This window comes from Escherichia sp. HH41S, from assembly GCF_009820115.1.
Taxonomy (GTDB): domain Bacteria; phylum Pseudomonadota; class Gammaproteobacteria; order Enterobacterales; family Enterobacteriaceae; genus Escherichia; species Escherichia coli_F.
In genome coordinates this window covers 1-24,151 of sequence record NZ_VNXE01000033.1, presented here as the reverse complement: position 1 = coordinate 24,151, position 24,151 = coordinate 1, and the positions used below count along the sequence as shown (strand labels likewise).

The 24,151-nt window shown below is 53.1% G+C and carries 20 protein-coding genes, 1 tRNA gene and 1 pseudogene; 10 read left to right on the top strand and 12 right to left on the bottom strand.

The window, feature by feature from the left end; translation table 11 throughout:
* The first annotated feature begins 240 nt into the window (after positions 1 to 240).
* The gene (aer, locus tag FQZ95_RS06610) at positions 241 to 1,761 is read left to right on the top strand and encodes an aerotaxis sensor receptor Aer (protein WP_032303806.1); all 1,521 of its coding nucleotides are present in this window, start codon (positions 241 to 243) and stop codon (positions 1,759 to 1,761) included.
* Between the two features lie 106 nt (positions 1,762 to 1,867).
* On the opposite strand, the gene nfeR is transcribed toward aer, so the two are convergent.
* Complete coding sequence (gene nfeR, locus FQZ95_RS06605) at positions 1,868 to 2,491, bottom strand: DNA-binding transcriptional regulator NfeR (protein ID WP_000018005.1); 624 nt, start codon at positions 2,489 to 2,491, stop codon at positions 1,868 to 1,870.
* Between the two features lie 269 nt (positions 2,492 to 2,760).
* On the opposite strand from nfeR, the gene nfeF reads away from it, so the two are divergent.
* On the top strand, positions 2,761 to 3,525 hold the full coding sequence (gene nfeF / locus FQZ95_RS06600; protein ID WP_160530024.1) for an NADPH-dependent ferric chelate reductase NfeF: 765 nt from the start codon (positions 2,761 to 2,763) through the stop codon (positions 3,523 to 3,525).
* A gap of 53 nt (positions 3,526 to 3,578) precedes the next feature.
* Here the strand turns inward: nfeF and FQZ95_RS06595 are convergent.
* A tRNA-Ile gene (locus tag FQZ95_RS06595) sits at positions 3,579 to 3,654 on the bottom strand.
* Positions 3,655 to 3,778: 124 nt separating this feature from the next.
* Between FQZ95_RS06595 and mug the strand changes: the two genes are divergently transcribed.
* Positions 3,779 to 4,285, top strand: coding sequence for a G/U mismatch-specific DNA glycosylase (gene mug, locus FQZ95_RS06590; RefSeq protein ID WP_000228932.1), 507 nt, complete (start codon positions 3,779 to 3,781; stop codon positions 4,283 to 4,285).
* A gap of 78 nt (positions 4,286 to 4,363) precedes the next feature.
* On the opposite strand, the gene rpoD is transcribed toward mug, so the two are convergent.
* From rpoD to rpsU, 3 genes are all read right to left on the bottom strand, one after another.
* Positions 4,364 to 6,205 carry an RNA polymerase sigma factor RpoD gene (gene rpoD, locus FQZ95_RS06585; protein ID WP_000437371.1) on the bottom strand — a complete coding sequence of 614 codons (1,842 nt, stop codon included), beginning with the start codon at positions 6,203 to 6,205 and terminating at the stop codon, positions 4,364 to 4,366.
* A 194-nt stretch (positions 6,206 to 6,399) separates the two neighbouring features.
* Complete coding sequence (gene dnaG, locus FQZ95_RS06580) at positions 6,400 to 8,145, bottom strand: DNA primase (RefSeq protein ID WP_160530023.1); 1,746 nt, start codon at positions 8,143 to 8,145, stop codon at positions 6,400 to 6,402.
* Between the two features lie 110 nt (positions 8,146 to 8,255).
* Positions 8,256 to 8,471, bottom strand: coding sequence for a 30S ribosomal protein S21 (gene rpsU, locus FQZ95_RS06575; protein ID WP_001144069.1), 216 nt, complete (start codon positions 8,469 to 8,471; stop codon positions 8,256 to 8,258).
* 237 nt (positions 8,472 to 8,708) lie between these two features.
* Here rpsU and tsaD point away from each other — a divergent pair, with 237 nt between their 5' ends.
* Positions 8,709 to 9,722 (top strand): tRNA (adenosine(37)-N6)-threonylcarbamoyltransferase complex transferase subunit TsaD, encoded by a 1,014-nt coding sequence (gene tsaD / locus FQZ95_RS06570; RefSeq protein WP_088541768.1) that lies wholly within the window; start codon positions 8,709 to 8,711, stop codon positions 9,720 to 9,722.
* A 42-nt stretch (positions 9,723 to 9,764) separates the two neighbouring features.
* Here the strand turns inward: tsaD and ttdT are convergent, their stop codons facing one another.
* From ttdT to ttdA, 3 genes and pseudogenes are all read right to left on the bottom strand, one after another.
* Positions 9,765 to 11,228, bottom strand: a complete 1,464-nt coding sequence (gene ttdT / locus FQZ95_RS06565) for an L-tartrate/succinate antiporter (protein ID WP_088541767.1) — start codon at positions 11,226 to 11,228, stop codon at positions 9,765 to 9,767.
* A gap of 48 nt (positions 11,229 to 11,276) precedes the next feature.
* Positions 11,277 to 11,882, bottom strand: a pseudogene (gene ttdB, locus FQZ95_RS06560) (L(+)-tartrate dehydratase subunit beta).
* On the bottom strand, positions 11,879 to 12,790 hold the full coding sequence (ttdA, locus tag FQZ95_RS06555; protein ID WP_000986806.1) for a L(+)-tartrate dehydratase subunit alpha: 912 nt from the start codon (positions 12,788 to 12,790) through the stop codon (positions 11,879 to 11,881). Before ttdA ends, ttdB begins: the two are co-directional and overlap by 4 nt.
* Positions 12,791 to 12,996: 206 nt before the next feature.
* Here ttdA and ttdR point away from each other — a divergent pair, with 206 nt between their 5' ends.
* Positions 12,997 to 13,929: an L-tartrate utilization transcriptional activator TtdR gene (gene ttdR / locus FQZ95_RS06550; RefSeq protein ID WP_000935203.1), complete on the top strand. Its 933-nt coding sequence runs from the start codon at positions 12,997 to 12,999 to the stop codon at positions 13,927 to 13,929.
* A 12-nt stretch (positions 13,930 to 13,941) separates the two neighbouring features.
* Here ttdR and plsY read toward each other — a convergent pair whose 3' ends face one another.
* Positions 13,942 to 14,559, bottom strand: coding sequence for a glycerol-3-phosphate 1-O-acyltransferase PlsY (gene plsY, locus FQZ95_RS06545; protein WP_001272796.1), 618 nt, complete (start codon positions 14,557 to 14,559; stop codon positions 13,942 to 13,944).
* A 104-nt stretch (positions 14,560 to 14,663) separates the two neighbouring features.
* Here plsY and folB point away from each other — a divergent pair, with 104 nt between their 5' ends.
* Together folB and bacA are read left to right on the top strand one after the other, a co-directional pair.
* Positions 14,664 to 15,032 carry a bifunctional dihydroneopterin aldolase/7,8-dihydroneopterin epimerase gene (gene folB, locus FQZ95_RS06540; protein WP_001295541.1) on the top strand — a complete coding sequence of 123 codons (369 nt, stop codon included), beginning with the start codon at positions 14,664 to 14,666 and terminating at the stop codon, positions 15,030 to 15,032.
* A gap of 90 nt (positions 15,033 to 15,122) precedes the next feature.
* A complete protein-coding gene (gene bacA / locus FQZ95_RS06535; RefSeq protein ID WP_088541766.1) occupies positions 15,123 to 15,944 on the top strand; it encodes an undecaprenyl-diphosphate phosphatase in 822 nt (273 codons plus the stop codon).
* A gap of 80 nt (positions 15,945 to 16,024) precedes the next feature.
* On the opposite strand, the gene cca is transcribed toward bacA, so the two are convergent.
* Positions 16,025 to 17,263, bottom strand: a complete 1,239-nt coding sequence (gene cca, locus FQZ95_RS06530; RefSeq protein WP_088541765.1) for a fused tRNA nucleotidyltransferase/2',3'-cyclic phosphodiesterase/2' nucleotidase/phosphatase Cca — start codon at positions 17,261 to 17,263, stop codon at positions 16,025 to 16,027.
* A gap of 63 nt (positions 17,264 to 17,326) precedes the next feature.
* A complete protein-coding gene (locus FQZ95_RS06525; protein WP_001125332.1) occupies positions 17,327 to 17,947 on the bottom strand; it encodes a TIGR04211 family SH3 domain-containing protein in 621 nt (206 codons plus the stop codon).
* A 241-nt stretch (positions 17,948 to 18,188) separates the two neighbouring features.
* Between FQZ95_RS06525 and ygiF the strand changes: the two genes are divergently transcribed.
* From ygiF to hldE, 3 genes are read left to right on the top strand one after another with little or no spacing between them, the layout of a single operon-like run.
* Positions 18,189 to 19,490, top strand: coding sequence for an inorganic triphosphatase (gene ygiF, locus FQZ95_RS06520; RefSeq protein ID WP_088541764.1), 1,302 nt, complete (start codon positions 18,189 to 18,191; stop codon positions 19,488 to 19,490).
* Between the two features lie 22 nt (positions 19,491 to 19,512).
* Entirely contained in the window at positions 19,513 to 22,353 is a 2,841-nt protein-coding gene (gene glnE, locus FQZ95_RS06515; protein ID WP_088541763.1) for a bifunctional [glutamate--ammonia ligase]-adenylyl-L-tyrosine phosphorylase/[glutamate--ammonia-ligase] adenylyltransferase, read from the top strand.
* A 47-nt stretch (positions 22,354 to 22,400) separates the two neighbouring features.
* Positions 22,401 to 23,834: a bifunctional D-glycero-beta-D-manno-heptose-7-phosphate kinase/D-glycero-beta-D-manno-heptose 1-phosphate adenylyltransferase HldE gene (gene hldE, locus FQZ95_RS06510; protein WP_000869189.1), complete on the top strand. Its 1,434-nt coding sequence runs from the start codon at positions 22,401 to 22,403 to the stop codon at positions 23,832 to 23,834.
* A gap of 120 nt (positions 23,835 to 23,954) precedes the next feature.
* On the opposite strand, the gene FQZ95_RS06505 is transcribed toward hldE, so the two are convergent.
* Complete coding sequence (locus FQZ95_RS06505; protein WP_071821827.1) at positions 23,955 to 24,014, bottom strand: type I toxin-antitoxin system Ibs family toxin; 60 nt, start codon at positions 24,012 to 24,014, stop codon at positions 23,955 to 23,957.
* Positions 24,015 to 24,151 lie beyond the last annotated feature (137 nt).

Here is a 24,151-nt window from a genome sequence, read left to right as displayed (position 1 = left end):
ATGTGGTGATCGCTGCGCAAATGCACGCTTTTAGGGCAATAAATGCCTGATTTTTGGGCAAGATAATTAACGTTTTCGTATAGTAACAGAGTGAAAGTATTTTAAATCAAGGAATTAGATTTGTGCTTTAATCGCAAATTGCGATCTAAATCAAATTAATCGGTTAAAGATAACCGCAGCGGGGCCGACATAAACTCTGACAAGAAGTTAACAACCATATAACCTGCACAGGACGCGAACATGTCTTCTCATCCGTATGTCACCCAGCAAAATACCCCGCTGGCGGACGATACCACTCTGATGTCCACTACCGATCTGCAAAGCTATATCACTCATGCTAATGACACTTTTGTGCAGGTGAGCGGCTATACCTTGCAGGAGTTACAGGGGCAGCCGCACAATATGGTGCGTCATCCCGATATGCCAAAAGCGGCGTTTGCGGATATGTGGTTCACCCTGAAAAAAGGGGAGCCCTGGAGCGGCATCGTGAAAAATCGCCGCAAAAATGGCGACCATTATTGGGTGCGGGCCAATGCGGTACCGATGGTGCGCGAGGGAAAAATCAGTGGCTATATGTCGATTCGTACCCGGGCGACGGATGAAGAGATTGCGGCGGTGGAGCCACTGTACAAAGCGTTGAACGCCGGACGTACCAGTAAGCGTATTCATAAAGGCCTGGTGGTGCGTAAAGGCTGGCTGGGAAAACTGCCTTCATTGCCGCTTCGCTGGCGGGCGCGTGGAGTGATGACCCTGATGTTTATCTTGTTGGCGGCTATGCTTTGGTTTGTTGCTGCCCCGGTGGTGTCATATTTCCTCTGTGCGTTAGTGGTATTGTTAGTAATCGCCTGTTTTGAATGGCAGATTGTGCGCCCGATAGAAAATGTCGCCCGTCAGGCACTGAAGGTGGCGACCGGAGAACGTAATAGTGTTGAGCATCTGAATCGCAGCGATGAGCTGGGGCTGACATTACGCGCGGTAGGGCAGCTTGGCCTGATGTGCCGTTGGCTAATTAACGATGTCTCGAGCCAGGTGTCCAGTGTCAGAAACGGCAGCGAGACGCTGGCGAAAGGCACTGATGAACTGAACGAACATACCCAACAGACGGTTGATAATGTTCAGCAAACGGTGGCGACCATGAACCAGATGGCGGCGTCGGTGAAACAGAACTCTGCCACGGCGTCGGCTGCCGATAAACTTTCGATCACCGCCAGTAATGCGGCCGTGCAGGGCGGGGAGGCGATGTCCACGGTGATCAAAACGATGGACGATATTGCTGACAGTACCCAGCGCATTGGCACCATTACTTCGCTGATTAACGATATTGCGTTTCAGACCAATATTCTCGCCCTGAATGCGGCGGTGGAAGCGGCGCGTGCCGGAGAACAAGGCAAAGGTTTTGCAGTGGTGGCAGGGGAAGTGCGTCATTTAGCCAGCCGCAGTGCTAATGCCGCCAACGATATTCGCAAGCTGATTGATGCCAGTGCTGATAAGGTGCAATCCGGTTCGCAGCAGGTACACGCCGCCGGACGGACGATGGAAGATATTGTGGCGCAGGTAAAAAACGTCACCCAGTTGATAGCTCAGATTAGCCATTCAACGTTGGAACAGTCCGATGGGCTTTCCAGCCTGACCCGTGCAGTGGATGAGCTTAACCTGATCACCCAGAAAAACGCCGAGTTAGTGGAAGAGAGTGCGCAGGTGTCGGCGATGGTGAAACACCGCGCCAGCCGACTGGAAGACGCGGTGACGGTGCTGCATTAATCGGTATGCCGGATATAGCCGTTTGTACACAATGCCTGATGCGATGCTGGCGCATCTTATCAGGCCTACGGGGTGTGTAGGGTACGCCGCATCCGGCAATCGGTGATTAATCCAGTTGGGTAATATCAAAAGCGGCGCGGTCGATCACCGCAATGATCTTTTTTATTTGTGCATCAGTGATATCGCTCTGGTTGACGCGTAAATCCAGCACCGCTTTAAAATTATCCAGCGCCCGCTTCATTTGCGGGTTCTGGCGCAGCGCAGCGCCAACGCAACGCGCTTTGATGCGCTCTTCAATCATCTCCACTTGTTCGCGGTTTTCTTCCAGCCACTGCGCGCCCTGTTCGGTCAGCGCAATCTGCTTCTTACCACCTTCCTCTTCGCGGATGGTAATCAGCGACTGCTCCTGCAGAAAATCCAGCGTCGGGTAGATGACGCCCGGGCTTGGGGTGTAATTTCCCTGGGTCAGATTTTCAATCGCTTTAATCAATTCGTAACCGTGGCTGTCATCGCGCGAGAGAATATCCAGAATCACCAGACGCAATTCGCCGTGACCAAAGAAACGTTGCCGACGACCGCCGCCGCGACCGTGGCGACCACCACAGCATTGACCGTGTTCATGCTGGTGACCGTGTCCGCAGTGTTCATGTTCTGATTTCTCACCTTTGCAGCAGCCTTCATGGCGTGGCTGGCCTTCATGTTTACAACACCCTTCGTGATGATGGCTCATATCAGCCTCCTTTTGCTTAATTAGATATATCTAATTTATATCTGATGTAAGCATTAGTGCAAGTGTAAAAATGATTTTTAAACGTGGACTCATCTCACACGTAGGCCGGATAAGGCGTTGAGTAATGATGCCTGAGAAGAGGCGGTTCGTCTTATCAGACTATAGACATATCAGTTCTACAAATCGCTTGCATTTATCACGATTAACAATCATTATCATTTAATAATTTTATTTAGATATATCTGATTATCATCACGAAGGCGATAACAATGAATAACTCCCCCCGCTACCCACAGCGCGTTCGCAATGATCTGCGTTTCCGTGAACTGACTGTGTTACGCGTTGAGCGTATCAGTGCCGGTTTTCAGCGCATTGTCCTCGGCGGCGAGGCGCTGGACGGTTTTACATCGCGCGGCTTTGACGATCACAGCAAACTCTTCTTTCCTCAATCTGACGTTCACTTTGTGCCGCCAACGGTAACGGAAGAGGGGATCGTCTGGCCGGAAGGACCACGCCCACCGTCGCGTGACTATACGCCACTGTATGACGAACAACGTCATGAACTGGCGATCGATTTCTTTATTCACGACGGCGGAGTCGCCAGCAGCTGGGCGATGCAGGCGCAACCGGGCGATAAACTCACGGTGGCAGGGCCGCGCGGTTCGCTGGTGGTGCCGGAAGATTACGCGTATCAGGTGTATGTTTGCGATGAGTCCGGAATGCCGGCACTGCGCCGCCGCCTGGAAACGTTGAGTAAACTTGCCGTTAAACCGCAAGTTACCGCGCTGGTCAGCGTACAGGATAACGCCTGTCAGGATTATCTCGCGCACCTTGATGGTTTTAATATCGAATGGTTGGCGCATGATGAGGAGGCGGTAGACGCACGCCTGGCGCAGCTGCAAATCCCTGCCGATGATTACTTCATCTGGATAACCGGCGAAGGCAAAGTCGTTAAGAATTTAAGCAGCCGCTTTGAAGCGGAACAGTATGACCCACAGCGGGTACGCGCAGCGGCTTACTGGCACGAAAAGTAACTGATATATAAAAAGAAAAAGGCTGACGATTTCTCGTCAGCCTTTGCTATGTCTGGTGGCCCCTGCTGGACTTGAACCAGCGACCAAGCGATTATGAGTCGCCTGCTCTAACCACTGAGCTAAGGGGCCATGGTAGCGGATTATAAAGTAACTCCGTGTCGCAATCCAGCCATTGCCGCTCGCCTGCTGTTTTTATAAACAATGTATTTTCAATCCGTTATACTTTTCCTGGTGATGTTAGAAAGGAGTAAATATGGTTGAGGATATTTTGGCTCCAGGGTTACGGGTTGTGTTTTGCGGTATCAATCCTGGTCTTTCATCCGCCGGAACTGGTTTTCCCTTTGCTCATCCGGCAAATCGCTTCTGGAAGGTGATATATCAGGCTGGGTTTACCGACCGTCAGTTGAAGCCGCAGGAGGCACAGCATCTGCTGGATTATCGTTGTGGTGTCACCAAACTGGTAGACCGTCCAACGGTGCAAGCCAATGAAGTTTCAAAGCAGGAGCTGCACGCAGGCGGGCGTAAGCTGATTGAAAAAATTGAAGATTACCAACCACAAGCGTTGGCAATTCTGGGCAAACAGGCGTTTGAGCAAGGATTCAGCCAACGCGGTGCACAGTGGGGGAAGCAAACGCTCACTATTGGTTCGACGCAGATTTGGGTACTGCCAAATCCCAGCGGTTTAAGTCGCGTTTCACTGGAGAAACTGGTTGAGGCGTATCGGGAACTGGACCAGGCGCTGGTAGTGCGTGGGCGATAAAAAACGCCACCGAAAAGGTGGCGTTTGTGCAAAGGGAAAAGTGCCGGATGTGGCGTAACGCCTGATCCGGCCTACCGATTAATCGTCCAGGAAGCTACGCAGTACTTCAGAACGGCTCGGGTGACGCAGTTTACGCAGCGCCTTCGCTTCGATCTGACGGATACGTTCACGGGTAACGTCGAACTGTTTACCCACTTCTTCCAGCGTGTGGTCGGTGTTCATATCGATACCGAAGCGCATACGCAGAACTTTCGCTTCACGCGCGGTCAGGCCAGCCAGCACGTCGTGCGTTGCCGCACGCAGGCTTTCGGTGGTCGCAGAATCCAGAGGCAGCTCGAGGGTGGTATCCTCGATGAAATCCCCCAGATGCGAATCTTCATCATCACCGATCGGCGTTTCCATGGAGATTGGCTCTTTGGCGATTTTCAGCACTTTGCGGATCTTGTCTTCCGGCATCAGCATACGTTCAGCCAGTTCTTCCGGCGTCGGCTCGCGGCCCATCTCTTGCAGCATCTGGCGAGAAATACGGTTGAGCTTGTTGATAGTCTCAATCATATGCACCGGAATACGGATGGTGCGCGCCTGATCCGCGATAGAGCGGGTGATCGCCTGACGGATCCACCAGGTTGCGTAGGTGGAGAACTTGTAACCACGGCGATATTCGAACTTATCTACCGCTTTCATCAGGCCGATGTTACCTTCCTGAATCAGGTCAAGGAACTGCAAGCCACGGTTGGTGTATTTCTTGGCGATAGAAATAACCAGACGTAAGTTCGCTTCAACCATCTCTTTCTTCGCACGGCGGGCTTTCGCTTCACCGATGGACATACGACGGTTGATATCTTTAACCTGCTCGATGGTCAGGCCTGTTTCTTCTTCAATCTGCTGCAGTTTCTGCAGGGCGCGATGCACTTCTTCAGAGACATCGTGCAGTTTTTCCGACCACGGCTTGTTCATCGCAATTGCCGCGTTGAACCAGGTATCGCTGGTTTCGTTGCCGGTAAACAGGGTAATGAAGTTTTTCTTCGGCATTTTGCACTGCTCAACGCAGAGCTTCATGATCAGACGTTCTTGCGTACGAACGCGGTCCATCATGACGCGCATGCTGTTGACCAGGTAGTCAAACTGCTTCGGCACCAGGCGGAACTGTTTGAATACTTCAGACAGTTTCAGGATCTCTTCCTGAGCGGCAGCGTGACTGCGACCTTTCGCTTTGATGGTGTCACGCGTTACAACGTACTGAGCGCGCAGTTCCGCAAATTTTTCGCGAGCCAGTTCCGGGTCGATGCTGTTGTCATCATCGGCGCTATCGTCATCGCCATCTTCTTCGTCTTCATCTTCGTCATCGTCCAGATCTTCCTGGGAAAGCTCAGAACCGACGTGAGTGGCGGTAGGTGCCAGATCTTCTTCTGCGTTCGGGTCAACAAAGCCGGTGATCAGATCGGACAGACGCGCTTCTTCTGCTTCAACACGATCGTACTGTTCCAGCAGATAGGTGATCGCTTCCGGATATTCAGCAACGGAGCATTGAACCTGGTTGATCCCGTCTTCAATACGCTTAGCGATGTCAATTTCGCCTTCGCGGGTCAACAGTTCAACGGTGCCCATTTCACGCATGTACATGCGTACCGGGTCAGTCGTGCGCCCGATTTCAGATTCCACGCTGGAAAGCACCTGCGCGGCGGCTTCGGCAGCATCTTCGTCCGCGGTGTTTTCAGCCAGCATCAGATCATCGGCATCCGGTGCTTCTTCCATCACCTGAATGCCCATGTCGTTGATCATTTGGATGATGTCTTCGATCTGATCTGAATCGACGATATCTTCCGGCAGATGGTCATTGACCTCGGCATAGGTCAGATAGCCTTGCTCCTTACCACGGGTGACAAGAAGTTTCAGCTGTGACTGCGGGTTTTGCTCCATAAGACGGTATCCACACTTATTTCATGAGGTTGGTGTTGGGCGATTGACCCGCTGTCCTTCAGCCGTTAACGCTGAAATCCAACGGTTATTTACCGCCAACGATAATTACGAGGGCGTACTTATATATTTGCCGCTGCCTCTCAGTGCGGCTGTCGGGGGCTTCCCGATCGCTCTTCGGCACTTAAGCCGTTAAATTACTTTTTCGCCAGCTCCTGGTTTAATGTCCAGAGCTCCAGGCGTTCTTCGTTGCTTAAACCATGCGTGCGCTCACGAGCGATTAACTCTTCCTGGCGCAGTTCAAGCAGCGAATCAAACATATGGTTGAGTGAGTCGGTGAAGGTTTGCTCAGCAATATTCCTATCTGCTATATCGTCCCACATCGACAGTTTTTCAAGGGTGGCAGCATTATTTGTACCACGATAGTGCTCTAAAAGTTGCCCGGTGGTCAGACCCGGCTGAGAGAGACAAGTGTTGACCAGTTCTCTGAATAAGCCAAGTCCAGGGAGCTTATTTTCATCCAGATTCTCAAGCGGCGGGACCAATGTCGCTAATTCTGGATTTTGCACCAGCAACCCTATAAGTATACGCATGGTCGTGCGTTTTAGCTGTGGAACAGGGTGAGAAACGCTGCTCTCCGCCGCTTTTGGCATTAATCGTTCAAGCTGGCTGTCATCAAGTATGCCTAATTTGTTGCCTAATTCCTGACGAAGATATATTCGCAGCGTTTCGCCCGGCACCTGCGATATCAATGGCAGTGCCAGCGTACTCAAACGTGCGCGCCCGTCAGGGGTACTCAGATCAACTTGCGGCATCAGACTGTTAAACAGAAAAGCGGAGAGCGGCATCGCCTGCTCCATCCGCGCTTCAAACGCTTCTTTACCTTCTTTGCGCACCAGCGTGTCAGGGTCTTCGCCATCAGGCAAAAACATAAAACGTAGCTGCCGTCCGTCTGTCATGTAAGGCAACGCCGTTTCCAACGCTCGCCAGGCAGCATCGCGACCGGCACGGTCGCCGTCATAACAGCAAATGACATTGTTTGTCGCGCGGAACAACAACTGAATGTGATCGGCAGTGGTTGACGTACCTAACGACGCAACGGCGTAATTAATGCCGTATTGCGCCAACGCCACCACGTCCATATAGCCTTCGACCACAAGCAGACGATTGGGTTCAGCGTTATCCTGCTGCGCCTCATAAAGACCGTATAGCTGGCGGCCTTTATGGAAAATATCGGTTTCCGGCGAGTTCAGGTATTTGGGGGTATCGTTGCTCAACACGCGCCCGCCAAAACCAATCACCCGACCGCGTTTATCGCGAATGGGGAACATCACCCGCTCGCGGAAACGATCGTAACTGCGACCCTGATCGTTGGTGACCAACATGCCCGCATCAATCAATGACTGACGATTTTCTGGATTGCCGCCAAACCGTTTCAGGACGTTGTCCCAGCCGGGGGGCGCAAAACCAATCGCAAAGCGGGCGATAACCTCGTGGCTTAGTCCGCGTTTTTCCAGATACTGGCGCGCAGACGTGGCAACAGGTTGCTGTAAAGATTGTTGGTAAAACGTATTCAGACCGTCCATCAACTGATAAAGCGTTTGCCGTTGATGGCGTTCGATCTGACTGGGGCCGCTGCCTGCTTCAAATGGCACTTCAAGATTGTGCATTGCCGCCAGCTCTTCGACCGTTTCGACGAACTCGAGCTTGTCATAGTTCATCAGGAAGTCGATCGCGTTGCCGTGCGCGCCACATCCAAAGCAGTGGTAAAACTGTTTCTCACCATTAACGGTGAATGACGGGGTTTTCTCGTTGTGGAATGGACAACACGCGTGAAAATTCTTGCCCTGCTTTTTCAGCTTTACACGGGCATCGATCAGATCGACGATGTCAGTGCGTGCCAGCAGATCATTAATGAATACGCGTGGGATTCGTCCAGCCATAGGCCCCGATTTTTAGCAATTCATAAACGAAAATAAGCCGCGCATTCCTTTCGGAAGCACGGCCTTACAACTACAACTCGGTCTGATCGGAGAGCAACGCTCTCGGGGAATTAGTACAGACGAGTGCGGCGTGCGTTTTCGCGAGCCAGTTTCTTCGCGTGACGTTTCACTGCAGAAGCTTTAGCGCGCTTACGTTCGGTAGTCGGTTTTTCATAGAACTCACGACGACGAACTTCCGCCAGAACACCTGCTTTTTCGCAGGAACGCTTGAAGCGACGCAGAGCTACGTCGAACGGCTCGTTTTCACGTACTTTAATTACCGGCATGTGCCTCTCACCTTTGATTAATTCGGTTTGCCGCTGGCATCAACGCCAGCTTATTTCAAAATGGTGCGGAATTTTACTGCAATTGCTGCTGCTTTGTAAAGCACCGCGGCCTTTTTTGAAAGGGACTTTTATAAGGGTGAGGAGTATACACGAGGCTTTCTCCAGGGGCGAACAAAGTTTTACATCAACCCGCATTGGTCCTACACTGCGCGGTAATAAAGCGAGGTAAAACAAGTCATGCGTGTACTGGGTATTGAAACTTCCTGCGATGAAACCGGCATCGCCATTTACGACGATGAAAAAGGTTTGTTAGCCAACCAATTGTATAGTCAGGTGAAATTGCACGCTGACTACGGTGGTGTAGTGCCTGAACTGGCCTCCCGCGACCACGTGCGTAAAACCGTACCGCTGATCCAGGCAGCGCTAAAGGAGTCCGGTTTAATGGCCAAAGACATTGACGCCGTGGCCTATACCGCAGGCCCTGGATTAGTCGGCGCACTGCTGGTTGGCGCAACGGTTGGGCGTTCACTGGCGTTTGCCTGGAACGTTCCGGCGATCCCGGTACACCATATGGAAGGGCATCTGTTAGCGCCGATGCTTGAAGATAATCCGCCAGAATTCCCGTTTGTCGCGTTGCTGGTTTCCGGCGGCCATACGCAGTTAATCAGCGTCACAGGCATTGGTCAGTACGAGCTGCTCGGCGAGTCTATCGATGATGCCGCCGGTGAAGCCTTTGATAAAACCGCGAAACTGTTAGGGCTGGATTATCCTGGTGGTCCGTTACTGTCGAAAATGGCGGCGCAGGGTACAGCCGGGCGCTTTGTCTTCCCGCGCCCGATGACTGACCGCCCAGGGCTGGATTTCAGCTTTTCTGGTCTGAAAACCTTTGCGGCGAACACGATTCGTGACAACGGCACCGACGACCAGACGCGTGCTGATATCGCCCGCGCCTTTGAAGATGCGGTGGTCGATACGTTGATGATTAAGTGTAAGCGAGCGCTGGATCAGACGGGCTTTAAGCGACTGGTAATGGCAGGCGGCGTGAGTGCTAACCGCACGTTACGGGCGAAGCTGGCTGAAATGATGAAAAAGCGTCGTGGCGAAGTGTTCTACGCGCGTCCGGAATTTTGTACTGATAACGGCGCGATGATCGCCTATGCCGGAATGGTGCGGTTTAAAGCAGGCGCGACGGCGGATCTCGGCGTTAGCGTGCGTCCGCGCTGGCCGCTGGCAGAGTTACCGGCCGCGTAAAACTATTAGGTGCCGGAGAGTCACTTCCGGCACCGTCCTCACTTAAAGCAACACCACGGGCATCCACAGTAAGCCGATAATCACCAGCAACACGAGGAATATCAGCCCAAAAATTGCACCCAGTCGCCAGTAATCCACCGTTGGCAGATAACCACTACCGTAGTAAATCGGACTGGGTCCGGTGGCGTATGGTGTAAGAATGCTCCCCAGACCAATGGCCGCGCCAACCATCAGGCAGAACACGGGAAGCGGGATTTCCGGCATCGCCAGCGCGGCGGCAATCATCATCGGCGCGAGAGCGGAGGTATACGCCGTGGCGCTGGCAAAGAAGTAGCGTAGCAGATAAAACACCACAATCAACGCCACCATCACCATCGTTGGCGAATAACCGCTTAAGCTGCCTGCTAACAGTTTGCCAAACCAGCTAATAAAACCGGTGTTGTTGAGTCCGGTAGCGAGGGTGATAAGCGAGGCCAGCCAGAAGAAAACGTTCCACGCCGCTTTATTACTGACAATATCGTCCCAGCAGATAATGCGCAGAAGCAGCATCAGTGCCACCACGCTGTAACCGACCATCGCGGCATCGATATAATCACCGCCGAAAATCCACAGCACCAGTGCGCCTACCATCAGCCCCAGCATCCGTTTTTCACGAGAACAGAGCGGGCCCATTGCCTGCAGTTCCGTCTCTGCCCAGCGCGGCACCTGATCACCAGACTTCAGTACCGGTGGGTACAGCACGTAAGCCAGCCAGGGAACCAGCAGAACCAGTAAAATGCTGAGCGGCAACATGCCGAGAAACCAGTCGCCCCAACTCAGCGTGGCGTGAGATGCGCTTTTCATCAGGCCAATTAACAGCAAGTTTGGTGCCATCGCTGTCAGGAAAATGGCGCTGGTCACGCAGTCGGCAACAATCCCCATCCACATGATGTACGAGCCAATGCTGCGCGAACTGCTGTCGTTTGGTTGTGATTGATAGAGCGGTGGCAGGTTACGGATGATGGGATAGATAATCCCCGCACCGCGCGCCGAATTGGACGGTGTTACAGGTGCCAGGATCAGCTCGGAGAACATCACCGCATAGCCGAGAAACAGCGTACGATGCCCCATCTTTTTCACCAGAATCAGCGCGATACGTCGCCCCAGGCCGGTTTTTTCATAGCCTGTGCCAAACATAAAGGCGGCGAAAATCAGCCAGATAACCGAATTAGAAAAACCAGAAACCGCCCAGGAGAGGGATTTGGCGGTGAACTTAAAACCTGGCTGGGCGAGCTGCTCCGGGCTAAACAGCAGCCACGGCGAGAGAATGGCGATAATGGAGATACCCACCATCGCCACCACGGCGCCCGGCACGGGTTCGAGGATCAGTCCAACGATCACGCCAGTAAAAACGGCAAAGTAGAGCCAGGTATGACTCTCCAGCCCTGCGGGAACCGGAATTAGAGCAATAATGGCGATGACCGCCAGCGGCGCAAGGTATCGCCACCATTCAGTGGAAGGTTTCATCGTGTTATGCCTGCGAAAAAGGAGAGGGGGTGAGCCTCTCCGGGAGGGTTATTTGATGTAGTGGACGTGCTCGCAAATCTCTTCCACGATGGGATCGCGGCGTTCGGCGAACAGCTTTTTGTTTTCGGCTATCAGGTTGTTGCCGTGGGTATCAATAGAGACAATCAGCGGACCGAACTCTTTGACCCGGCAGACCCACAGCGACTCCGGCATCCCGAGTTCTGTCTAGTGCACCTCTTCAATCTCTTCCACCTGGGTTGCCGCCAGTACTGCGCAGCCTGCCGGGAAAATCACATGCAGCGCCTTGAATTTCTGGCAGCCTTCTTCGGTCAGCGGCCCCATTCCGCCTTTGCCGACCACCAGTTTCACGCCGGTCTGTTCGATAAATTCACGTTCAAAACTTTCCATACGCATACTGGTTGTCGGGCCGACGGATACCATCTCCCATTTGTCGCCGTTTTTGCGCACGATGGGGCCAGCGTGGAAAATCGCTTTGCCGTTGAGATCGTAAGGGATCGGACGTTTGAGTTCGATCAAGCGACGGTGACAAACGTCACGGCAGGTTACCAGCGTACCGGTCAGGTAGATCACATCGCCGACGCGAATATCTTGCAGATCTTCAGCTTTGATCGGGGTTGTCAGGATCTTTTTCATAACGCGCTCCGGGTGTGAGACAGATTTTCAAAGGTGAGATCGGCATGAACCAGCAGTGTGCCGCGACGATGCGCCCAGCAGCCGGTAGAAACAGCAACGCCGATGGTTGACGGATGGCGGGCGGCAGATTCGATATGTACGCCCATCACTGAACTGTTGCCAGTCAGCCCCTGTGGACCAATCCCCAGACGGTTGAGTCCTTCTTCCAGGCGTAGTTCCAGCTCTGCCGCTTTTGGATTGGGATGGCGGCTGCCAATTGGGCGCAAAATGGCTTTACGTGAGAGCACAGCGGCGGTTTCCACCGAGGTGGCGATGCCCACGCCTACCAGTACCGGTGGACAGGCGTTTACGGCGAGGGTGGAGATATTTTCGAAGACGAATTTCACTACGCCTTCGTAGCCTTCCGACGGCATTAACACTTTCGAACGACCAGGCAACGTGCAGCCGCCGCCTGCCATGTAAACTTCGATTTCCGCATCGTCACCGTCGGGGACGATATCCCAGGTGACCCACGGTACGCCGCTGCCGGTATTTTTGCCGGTGTTCACTTCGTCAAAAATTTCTACCGCATTGTGACGCAGTGGCGCTTTGACGGTTGCCTCTTCCACGGCTTGCTTAAGAATGCTTTGCAGCTCGCCAAGCAGTGGGAAACGGGAACCGACCTTAACAAAAAACATGATTTCGCCGGTGTCCTGACAGGCAGGACGATTCAGGTCGATTGCTTTTTGCATGTTGTCGAACATCGTGTGGTAGATGATTTTCCCCATCGACGACGTTTCGGCATCCTTTAGCTGTTTTAGTTTGTCCACCACGTCATCGGGCATTCGGGTAGAAATCATGGCGGTAAAGTTAGCGACAATCTCCGTCAACTTATTCACTGCCTGTTGCTTATTACTTTCGCTCATCATGGCAACTCCAGTTTATGTATTTGTCTGGAAAAATTCACCGCCACAAACTACCACTAAAAATGTGGTTTTATATTTTTTGCCGCCGTGAATATGTAATTCACAGTTCGTGAATCAACGCGAAAATAAGAATGAATATTGCGCCAGAGCAGGGAATGGCAATGTTTTGCGAAATACACTGCGCTTATCACAACTGCGGATAATTAACGATGCTGAATAGCTGGCCTTTAGCCAAAGATTTGCAGGTACTGGTAGAAATCGTCCACAGCGGGAGTTTTAGCGCCGCAGCGGCGACGCTTGGGCAGACGCCTGCATTTGTCACCAAGCGGATCCAAATCCTTGAAAATACGCTGGCAACAACGCTGCTGAACCGCTCCGCTCGCGGCGTGGCGCTGACTGAAAGTGGCCAACGTTGTTACGAGCATGCGCTGGAAATCCTCACCCAATATCAGAGACTGGTCGATGACGTCACGCAAATCAAAACGCGCCCGGAGGGGATGATTCGTATTGGCTGTAGTTTTGGTTTTGGGCGCAGCCATATTGCGCCAGCTATTACCGAACTGATGCGCAATTATCCTGAGTTACAGGTGCATTTTGAATTGTTCGATCGGCAAATTGATTTAGTGCAGGATAATATTGATCTGGATATTCGTATTAATGACGAAATTCCTGATTATTATATTGCGCATCTTTTGACAAAAAATAAACGAATATTATGTGCAGCACCTGAGTATCTGCAAAAATATCCGCAGCCACTATCTTTGCAGGAATTAAGTCGTCATGACTGTCTGGTGACCAAAGAGCGTGATATGACCCACGGAATATGGGAGTTGGGGAACGGTCAGGAGAAAAAATCGGTGAAGGTAAGCGGGCACCTTTCCTCCAATAGCGGCGAGATTGTGCTGCAATGGGCGCTGGAAGGAAAAGGAATTATGCTGCGTTCTGAGTGGGATGTTTTACCGTTTCTGGAGAGTGGCAAACTGGTGCGAGTATTGCCGGAGTATGCACAAAGCGCCAATATCTGGGCTGTTTACCGGGAGCCGCTCTATCGCAGCATGAAATTACGTGTCTGCGTGGAATTTCTGGCGGCATGGTGCCAGCAGCGGCTGGGCAAGCCCGACGAAGGCTATCAGGTTATGTAGACTCGCGAAAAATCACTCAGGATCCTTTTCGCGCTTTCTTTTGAATTTCGTCCAGATTTTTGTCTCCTGACGACGCCACAGACGCTGGATGTTGTCATGATGGCGCAGCAGGATCAGGCATGAGAGCATCGAAACCGGGAAGGTGAATTGTGGCTTAAACCACCAGACGTAAAATGGAGCAATCAGTGCGCTGACAATCGCTCCCAGCGACGAGTATCCGCTCAATAGCACGGTCAGTAACCAGGTTCCCGCCATTACTCCGGTGAGATCCCAGCCAATTGGTGCGATGGCACCAAAAGCGGTAGCAACGCCTTTTCCTCCTTTAAAACCGAAGAAAACAGGCCAGATGTGTCCAAGGCAGGCGGCGATGGCAATTAAGCCTAGCCAGAAGGGGCTGACACCTAATTCATACGCGCCCCAGACGGGCAACATTCCTTTCAGAACGTCGAAAATCAGTACTGCTACGGCTGCTCCCTTGCCACCGATACGTAACACATTGGTTGCGCCAGGATTACCGGAGCCGCTGGTTCGCGGATCGGGCAGCCCACACAAGCGGCAAACCAGAATGGCACTGGAAATGGAGCCGCAGAGGTACGCGATGAGGATCATTCCAGGCGCGATTGCACTCATAAGCTGTTCCGTTTTGAAAATTCGTGTTCAACGATGAATCTGTGGATAATACGCACATTTCGCCGGAAGTGGTATCCGGTTAGCCAAAAAGCAGGCAGGACGTGATGGATATTGTATTTATAGAGCAACTTTCGGTAATCACCACTATTGGTGTTTACGACTGGGAACAGACCATCGAACAGAAGTTAGTGTTCGATATCGAAATGGCGTGGGATAACCGTAAAGCGGCGAAAAGTGATGATGTGGCGGATTGCCTCAGTTACGCTGACATTGCAGAAACGGTAGTCAGCCACGTCGAGGGCGCGCGTTTTGCGCTGGTGGAACGTGTGGCGGAAGAGGTGGCGGAGCTGCTGTTAGCACGCTTCAACTCGCCGTGGGTGCGTATCAAACTCAGCAAGCCAGGCGCAGTGGCGCGGGCGGCGAATGTTGGCGTCATCATTGAGCGTGGCAATAATCTGAAAGAAAATAATTAATTTTACAGCTGTTAAACCAAACGGTTATAACCTGGTCATACTGCAGTAGTTTGGACAAGCGTTACATTTTTATAATTTAGGGGTTTATTGATGAGCGATATGCACTCGCTGCTGATAGCGGCAATATTGGGTGTGGTCGAAGGATTGACAGAATTTCTGCCGGTATCCAGCACGGGCCATATGATTATTGTCGGTCACTTGTTGGGATTTGAGGGCGACACGGCGAAAACCTTTGAAGTCGTGATCCAGTTAGGATCAATTCTGGCGGTAGTAGTGATGTTCTGGCGGCGTCTGTTTGGCCTGATTGGCATTCACTTTGGTCGTCCGCTGCAACACGAAGGAGAAAGCAAAGGCCGTTTAACGCTGATCCACATTCTGCTTGGCATGATCCCAGCGGTAGTACTGGGGCTGTTGTTCCACGACACGATTAAGTCGTTGTTTAATCCAATAAATGTGATGTATGCGCTGGTCGTTGGCGGTCTGTTGCTGATTGCCGCCGAATGCCTGAAACCAAAAGAACCGCGTGCGCCGGGTCTCGATGATATGACCTATCGTCAGGCGTTTATGATTGGCTGCTTCCAGTGTCTGGCGCTGTGGCCAGGTTTCTCCCGTTCCGGGGCGACCATTTCAGGTGGGATGCTGATGGGTGTGAGCCGTTATGCGGCTTCTGAGTTCTCGTTCCTGCTGGCGGTGCCGATGATGATGGGCGCAACGGCGCTCGATCTCTACAAAAGCTGGGGCTTCCTGACAACCGGCGATATCCCGATGTTTGCCGTTGGGTTTATCACCGCTTTTGTGGTGGCGCTGATAGCGATTAAAACCTTCCTGCAATTGATTAAGCGCATTTCGTTTATCCCTTTCGCCATTTATCGCTTTATTGTGGCGGCTGTGGTGTATGTCGTGTTCTTTTGATTGAGGAATAGTGTCGGATATGACGCTTGTGCGTCTTATCCGACCTGGCCGGTGTTTGCAATAAATTGAAATTCAAGTGCTTAATCAGGCTTTGGACAACGTTGTTCCTTCCAGCTGGATACCGCCGCAATCCGCCGTCGGGTCAGCTCCTCGCGAATCTCCACACCTTTAAATCCCGCTTCAACGACGGCTTTTGTCGGCACTGACTGTGCCACTTCCCAGGCTTCGCGCAACCAGCGGCCTTGCGGGTAGTCCGCTGATTCAAAACCGGTTCTGCCGCGCACATCAGCCTCGCTGGTCAGCGCCAGTTGCTCGACACGCTGCGGTTTACGCCAGGCGTCGATGGAATCAAATAGTTTGACGATGGTTTTTGGGTTCAGCATTGGGAAGGTGTGGATGAGATCGTGAAACTCAGCCACCAGTCTGGCTAAATCGCGAATTTCATTTGGCACGCGCAGACGCTGGCATAGTTGTTCCACTAACTTCACACCCGCCGGGCCATGACCATGATGACGCGGCCAAAGTTCTGGCGGCGTCAGTCCTTTACCGAGATCGTGGCATAGCGTTGCGAAACGGACATCGACCTGCGGACTTAGCATCGCCGCCATTGAGAGCGTCATTAAGGTGTGAATACCGGTGTCGATTTCCGGATGCCACTTGGCAGGGGCCGGAACGCCAAACAGGGCGTCAATTTCCGGGAATAAAACGCGCAGTGCGCCGCAATCGCGCAGTACCTGGAAGAACACCTGGGGATTGCGGGTAGTGAGGGCGCTTTCCGTCTCTTTCCACACCCGTTCAGGCGTCAGGTGTTCCAGTTCACCCGCGTGGGTCATCTCGCGCATCAGCGCCAGAGTTTCATCAGCAATACGAAAACCGAGGTGGGCATAACGTGCAGCAAAACGCGCCACGCGCAGTACACGTAACGGATCTTCGCCAAAAGCGGGGGAAACATGGCGCAACAGACGATTTTGCAGATCGCCCAGACCGTTGTACGGGTCGATAATCTCGCCGTTATCGTCCTGGGCCAGCGCATTAATGGTCAGATCGCGCCGCTTAAGATCATCTTCCAGCGTGACATCCGGTGCGGCATAGCAGGTAAAACCGGTGTAACCGGAACCGGATTTCCGTTCGGTACGTGCCAGCGCATACTCTTCATGCGTTTGCGGATGCAGAAAAACAGGAAAATCGCGGCCTACCTGCTGGTAGCCCGCGTCGAGCATCTCCTGTGGCGTACTACCGACTACCACCCAATCTCTGTCTTTGACCGGTAGCCCTAACAATGCATCCCGAACAGCACCACCGACCAGATAAATCTTCACGCCATCATCCCTTCGTCAAATACACAATTCCTAATAATAAGACAGTGCAACGAAGAAGGCGATTTAGTTCATCCAGCGATCTTTACGTTTGCGCGTTGGGATCAGGTGCGGCAGTACCAGACCGAGCAGCAAGCCAAGCCCCAGCACGCCGCCACCATACATAAACCACTGCATGATGATGGTGCGCTGTTTGTCATCCAGCTGCACGCTGGCGGCATCGACCTTTTTCTGCGCGACAATCAGCTCGTTTTTCAGTTTCTGATTTTCTTCTTTTAACCCGTTGATCACGCTGTCGCTCTGCGCCACTTTTTGCTGCATTTCTGCGGTGCGCTGATTCCAGGTGTTATCGATATTGGTGAGCTTATCGGTCAGGGTTTTGACCTGATTTTCCAGATCTGGCACACGGGAGCGCAGGCTTGGCTCTGTGCTAAGTTGTTTCAACGGGATCCAGGCGGTACGGCCAGAGCTGTCTTTCACCTGGGCATAATTGGTGTTGGCGTCAGTTTGTAATAAGGTCACTTCCTCGCCGGCGTTAACCGTGCCCACGAGGCGATAATGGTCTCCCGGACCGCTACGGACCCAGGTATTCAGTTCGTCGGAAACATAGCGCGTTTCTTCAGCGTGTGAGACGGCAGTCGCGCTAAGTGCGAGTAAAGTTAATCCGATCAGGCGTAATTTTGGCATCAGGCTGTCGTTATTGTCATGGAAAGTGGAACGATAGTAGTGGCATCAGTGTCGCTACGCAAAGCATTCGACATCAATCGGAATCCTCTGTGTCAGGTCTTGCCACTGCTTCAAACTTTTACGCCCGTCAAATTGCCCGTTGCATGGCAATTTGGCGCAAAATACTATCTACTGACAAAAAAGATCGCATTAAGTTCGCCGTTCATCGTCACTTATGTGACATAACCGATAAGTAAAGGCCATGGCTCAGGAAATCGAATTAAAGTTTATTGTTAATCACAGTGCCGTTGAGACGCTGCGTGACCATCTCAATACGCTGGGCGGCGAGCACCATGACCCCGTGCAGTTGCTGAATATTTACTACGAAACGCCGGATAACTGGTTGCGTGAACACGATATGGGCTTACGTATTCGTGGCGAAAACGGCCGCTATGAGATGACCATGAAAGTCGCAGGAAGAGTGACTGGCGGTTTACACCAGCGCCCGGAATATAACGTGGCGTTGAGCGAACCGACGCTCGAGCTGGCGCAGTTACCGACGGAAGTCTGGCCGAACGGTGAGTTACCAGCCGATCTCGCGTCCCGCGTGAAGCCACTGTTCAGCACCGATTTTTATCGCGAAAAGTGGCTGGTAGAGGTCGATGGTAGCCAAATTGAAATCGCTCTCGACCAGGGGGAAGTGAAAGCGGGGGAATTTGCTGAGCCTATCTGCGAGCTTGAACTGGAACTGCTTAGCGGCGACACGCGCGCGGTGCTGAAACTGGCGAACCAACTGGTATCGCAAACCGGATTACGCCAGGGCAGCCTGAGCAAAGCGGCGCGTGGCTATCATCTGGCGCAGGGCAATCCCGCGCGTGAAATCAAACCGACCACCATTTTGCATGTTGCGGCAAAAGCCGATGTGGAACAGGGGCTGGAAGCGGCGCTCGAGCTGGCGTTAGCGCAATGGCAGTATCATGAAGAACTGTGGGTACGTGGCAACGATACGGCGAAAGAGCAGGTGCTGGCAGCCATCGGTCTGGTCCGTCATACGCTGATGCTGTTCGGCGGTATTGTGCCGCGTAAAGCGAGCACTCACTTACGTGATTTGCTGACTCAATGCGAAGCGACCATCGCTTCAGCGGTGTCTGCCGTAACGGCGGTCTACTCTACCGAAACGGCGATGGCGAAGCTGGCGTTGACCGAATGGCTGGTAAGCAAAGCCTGGCAGCCGTTTTTAGATGCCAAAGCGCAGGGCAAAATCAGCGATTCTTTCAAACGCTTTGCCGATATCCATCTTTCCCGCCATGCCGCTGAACTGAAAAGCGTTTTCTGCCAGCCATTAGGCGATCGCTACCGTGACCAATTGCCGCGCCTGACGCGTGACATTGACTCAATATTGTTGCTGGCGGGTTACTACGATCCTCTCGTCGCGCAAGCCTGGCTGGAGAACTGGCAGGGACTGCGTCATGCCATTGCGACCGGGCAACGCATTGAAATTGAACATTTCCGTAATGAGGCAAACAATCAGGAACCGTTCTGGTTGCACAGCGGAAAACGTTAATCAGGCAAGGATAAAATCGCTTATGAAGCCGCTCTCTTCACCGTTACAGCAGTACTGGCAGACCGTTGTTGAGCGGCTGCCAGCGCCTTTAGCTGAGGAATCACTTAGCGCACAGGCGAAGTCAGTACTTACCTTCAGTGATTTTGTGCAGGACAGCGTAATTGCGCATCCAGAGTGGCTGACGGAACTGGAAAGCCAGCCGCCGCAGGCCGACGAATGGCAGCATTACGCTGCATGGTTGCAGAAGGCGCTCAGTGATGTAAGCGACGAAGCTGGGTTAATGCGCGAGCTGCGTCTGTTCCGGCGGCGCATTATGGTGCGCATTGCCTGGGCGCAAACGCTGGCACTGGTTACTGAAGAGAGCATTTTGCAGCAGCTCAGTCATCTGGCGGAGACGCTGATTGTTGCGGCGCGTGACTGGCTGTATGACGCCTGCTGCCGCGAATGGGGAACGCCGTGCAATGCGCAGGGCGAAGCGCAACCGCTGCTGATTTTAGGCATGGGTAAGCTGGGCGGTGGGGAGCTGAATTTCTCCTCAGATATCGATCTGATTTTTGCCTGGCCGGAACATGGTTGTACGCAGGGCGGACGCCGGGAACTGGATAATGCGCAGTTTTTTACCCGCATGGGCCAGCGGCTGATTAAAGTGCTGGATCAACCAACGCAGGATGGCTTCGTCTATCGCGTGGATATGCGACTGCGTCCGTTTGGCGAAAGTGGCCCGCTGGTGCTGAGCTTTGCGGCGCTGGAAGATTATTACCAGGAGCAGGGGCGCGACTGGGAGCGTTACGCGATGGTCAAGGCGCGGATTATGGGGGATAGCGAAGGCGTCTATGCTAACGAGTTGCGTGCGATGCTGCGCCCGTTTGTTTTCCGCCGTTACATCGATTTCAGCGTCATCCAGTCGCTGCGCAACATGAAAGGGATGATTGCCCGTGAAGTGCGCCGACGCGGTTTGACCGACAACATCAAACTTGGCGCGGGTGGCATTCGCGAAATTGAATTTATCGTTCAGGTGTTCCAGCTCATTCGCGGTGGGCGCGAGCCGTCGCTGCAATCCCGCTCTTTACTACCCACTCTCAGCACCATTGCCGCGCTGCATCTGCTTTCTGAAAACGATGCCGAACAATTGCGAGTGGCGTATCTCTTCCTGCGGCGTCTGGAAAACCTGCTGCAAAGCATTAACGACGAACAAACTCAGACGCTTCCTTCGGATGAGCTTAACCGTGCGCGGCTGGCATGGGCAATGGATTTCGCGGACTGGCCGCAACTAACCGGGGCGCTGACCGGACATATGACCAATGTGCGCCGGGTGTTTAACGAATTGATTGGCGACGACGAAAGCGAAACTCAGGAAGAGTCGCTGTCGGAACAGTGGCGTGAGCTGTGGCAGGATGCGTTGCAGGAAGATGACACTACGCCAGTGCTGGCGCATCTTAGCGAAGATGATCGCAAACAGGTGCTGACGCTGATTGCTGATTTCCGCAAAGAGCTGGATAAGCGCACTATTGGGCCGCGAGGACGTCAGGTGCTCGACCATCTGATGCCGCATCTGCTAAGTGATGTCTGTGCGCGTGAAGACGCTGCTGTCACGCTGTCGCGCATTACCGCCTTGCTGGTGGGGATTGTTACCCGCACTACCTATTTAGAATTGCTTAGTGAATTCCCCGCGGCGCTTAAGCATTTGATTTCTCTGTGTGCCGCATCGCCGATGATTGCCAGCCAACTGGCGCGTTATCCATTATTGCTGGACGAACTGCTCGATCCAAACACTCTCTACCAGCCGACGGCGACGGATGCCTACCGTGATGAACTGCGCCAGTATTTGCTGCGCGTGCCGGAAGATGACGAAGAGCAACAGCTTGAGGCGCTGCGTCAGTTCAAACAGGCGCAACTTTTACGCATCGCGGCGGCGGATATCGCCGGTACGCTACCGGTAATGAAAGTGAGCGATCACTTAACCTGGCTGGCAGAAGCCATGATAGATGCTGTCGTACAACAGGCATGGGTTCAAATGGTTGCCCGCTACGGTAAGCCAAATCACCTGAACGAACGCGAAGGGCGTGGTTTTGCGGTGGTCGGCTACGGCAAGCTGGGCGGCTGGGAGTTAGGCTACAGTTCCGATCTTGACCTGATCTTCCTCCATGATTGCCCAATGGATGCGATGACTGACGGCGAGCGGGAAATCGACGGGCGACAGTTTTATCTGCGTCTGGCGCAACGCATTATGCATCTGTTCAGTACGCGAACCTCTTCCGGCATTTTGTATGAAGTGGATGCTCGACTGCGTCCGTCCGGGGCGGCGGGAATGCTGGTCACCTCTGCAGAAGCGTTTTCCGATTATCAGAAAAACGAGGCCTGGACGTGGGAACATCAGGCGCTGGTGCGTGCGCGCGTAGTATATGGCGATCCACAGCTCACCGCGCACTTTGACGCGGTGCGTCGCGAGATTATGACGCTGCCGCGTGAAGGTAAAACTCTGCAAACGGAAGTGCGGGAAATGCGCGAGAAAATGCGCGCTCATCTCGGCAATAAACATCGCGATCGCTTTGATATCAAAGCCGATGAAGGCGGAATTACCGATATCGAATTTATTACCCAATATCTGGTGTTGCGCTACGCTCATGAAAAACCGAAGTTAACGCGCTGGTCAGACAACGTGCGTATTCTGGAGCTGCTGGCGCAAAACGACATTATGGAAGAGCAGGAAGCGATGGTGCTGACCTGTGCTTACACTACGCTGCGCGATGAACTTCATCATCTGGCATTACAGGAATTGCCGGGCCATGTGTCGGAGGATTGCTTCACCGCAGAGCGTGATCTGGTGCGGGCAAGCTGGCAGAAGTGGCTGGTGGAAGAATGAAGTATGGTATTATCGCGCGCAAATTTTGAATCTCTCAGGAGACAGGAATGAAAGTTACGCTGCCAGAGTTTGAACGTGCAGGAGTGATGGTGGTTGGTGATGTGATGCTGGATCGTTACTGGTACGGTCCCACCAGCCGTATCTCGCCGGAAGCGCCGGTGCCCGTGGTTAAAGTGAATACCATCGAAGAACGTCCGGGCGGCGCGGCTAACGTGGCGATGAATATCGCTTCTCTCGGTGCTAATGCACGCCTGGTCGGGTTGACGGGCATTGACGATGCGGCGCGCGCGCTGAGTAAATCTCTGGCCGACGTCAACGTCAAATGCGACTTCGTTTCTGTACCGACGCATCCGACCATCACCAAATTACGGGTACTTTCCCGCAACCAACAGCTGATCCGTCTGGATTTTGAAGAAGGTTTCGAAGGGGTTGATCCGCAGCCGCTGCACGAGCGGATTAATCAGGCGCTGAGTTCGATTGGCGCGCTGGTGCTCTCTGACTACGCGAAAGGTGCGCTGGCAAGCGTGCAGCAGATGATCCAACTGGCGCGTAAAGCGGGCGTTCCGGTGCTGATTGATCCAAAAGGCACCGATTTTGAGCGCTACCGCGGCGCTACGCTGTTAACGCCGAATCTCTCGGAATTTGAAGCTGTTGTCGGTAAATGTAAGACCGAAGAAGAGATTGTTGAGCGCGGAATGAAACTGATTGCCGATTACGAACTCTCGGCTCTGTTGGTGACCCGTTCCGAACAAGGGATGACCCTGCTGCAACCGGGTAAAGCGCCGCTGCATATGCCAACCCAGGCGCAGGAAGTGTATGACGTTACCGGTGCGGGCGACACGGTGATTGGTGTGCTGGCGGCAACGCTGGCTGCGGGTAATTCGCTGGAAGAAGCCTGCTTCTTTGCCAATGCGGCGGCAGGCGTGGTGGTCGGCAAACTGGGGACATCCACGGTTTCGCCGATCGAGCTGGAAAATGCAGTACGTGGACGTGCAGATACCGGCTTTGGTGTGATGACCGAAGAGGAGCTGAAGCTGGCGGTAGCGGCGGCGCGTAAACGCGGTGAAAAAGTGGTGATGACCAACGGCGTCTTCGACATCCTGCACGCCGGGCACGTCTCCTATCTGGCAAATGCCCGCAAACTGGGTGACCGCCTGATTGTCGCCGTCAACAGCGATGCCTCCACCAAACGGCTGAAAGGGGATTCTCGCCCGGTAAACCCGCTCGAACAGCGTATGATTGTGCTGGGTGCCCTGGAAGCAGTCGACTGGGTGGTGTCGTTTGAAGAAGACACGCCGCAGCGTCTGATCGCCGGGATCCTGCCCGATCTGCTGGTGAAAGGCGGCGATTATAAACCAGAAGAGATTGCCGGGAGTAAAGAAGTCTGGGCCAATGGTGGCGAAGTGCTGGTGCTCAACTTTGAAGACGGTTGCTCAACGACCAACATCATCAAGAAGATCCAACAGGATAAAAAAGGCTAACCGGAAAGCGGTTCACAGATCTCGCTTCGAACCAGGCAGGTCTATTGACGCTGTTGTTTTTTCAACCTAAAGTAAAGGAACAAGGGTAAGGGAGGATTTCTCCCCCCTCTGAATTGGTTGTTAGTAAGTCGGGAAACTTAACAGTAACAACACAATCAGTATGATGACGAACTTCATCATAACCCTTTCCTTCTATAAGGCCCCTTCCTCGGGAGGGGCTTTCCCGTTTCAGCCCCTTGCTGACTCCCCGATTGTTGATGAGCGCCAGACCCCGCGCAATGCTTTCTCTTATGCAGTTTTCTCTTCCCCGAGTTGGC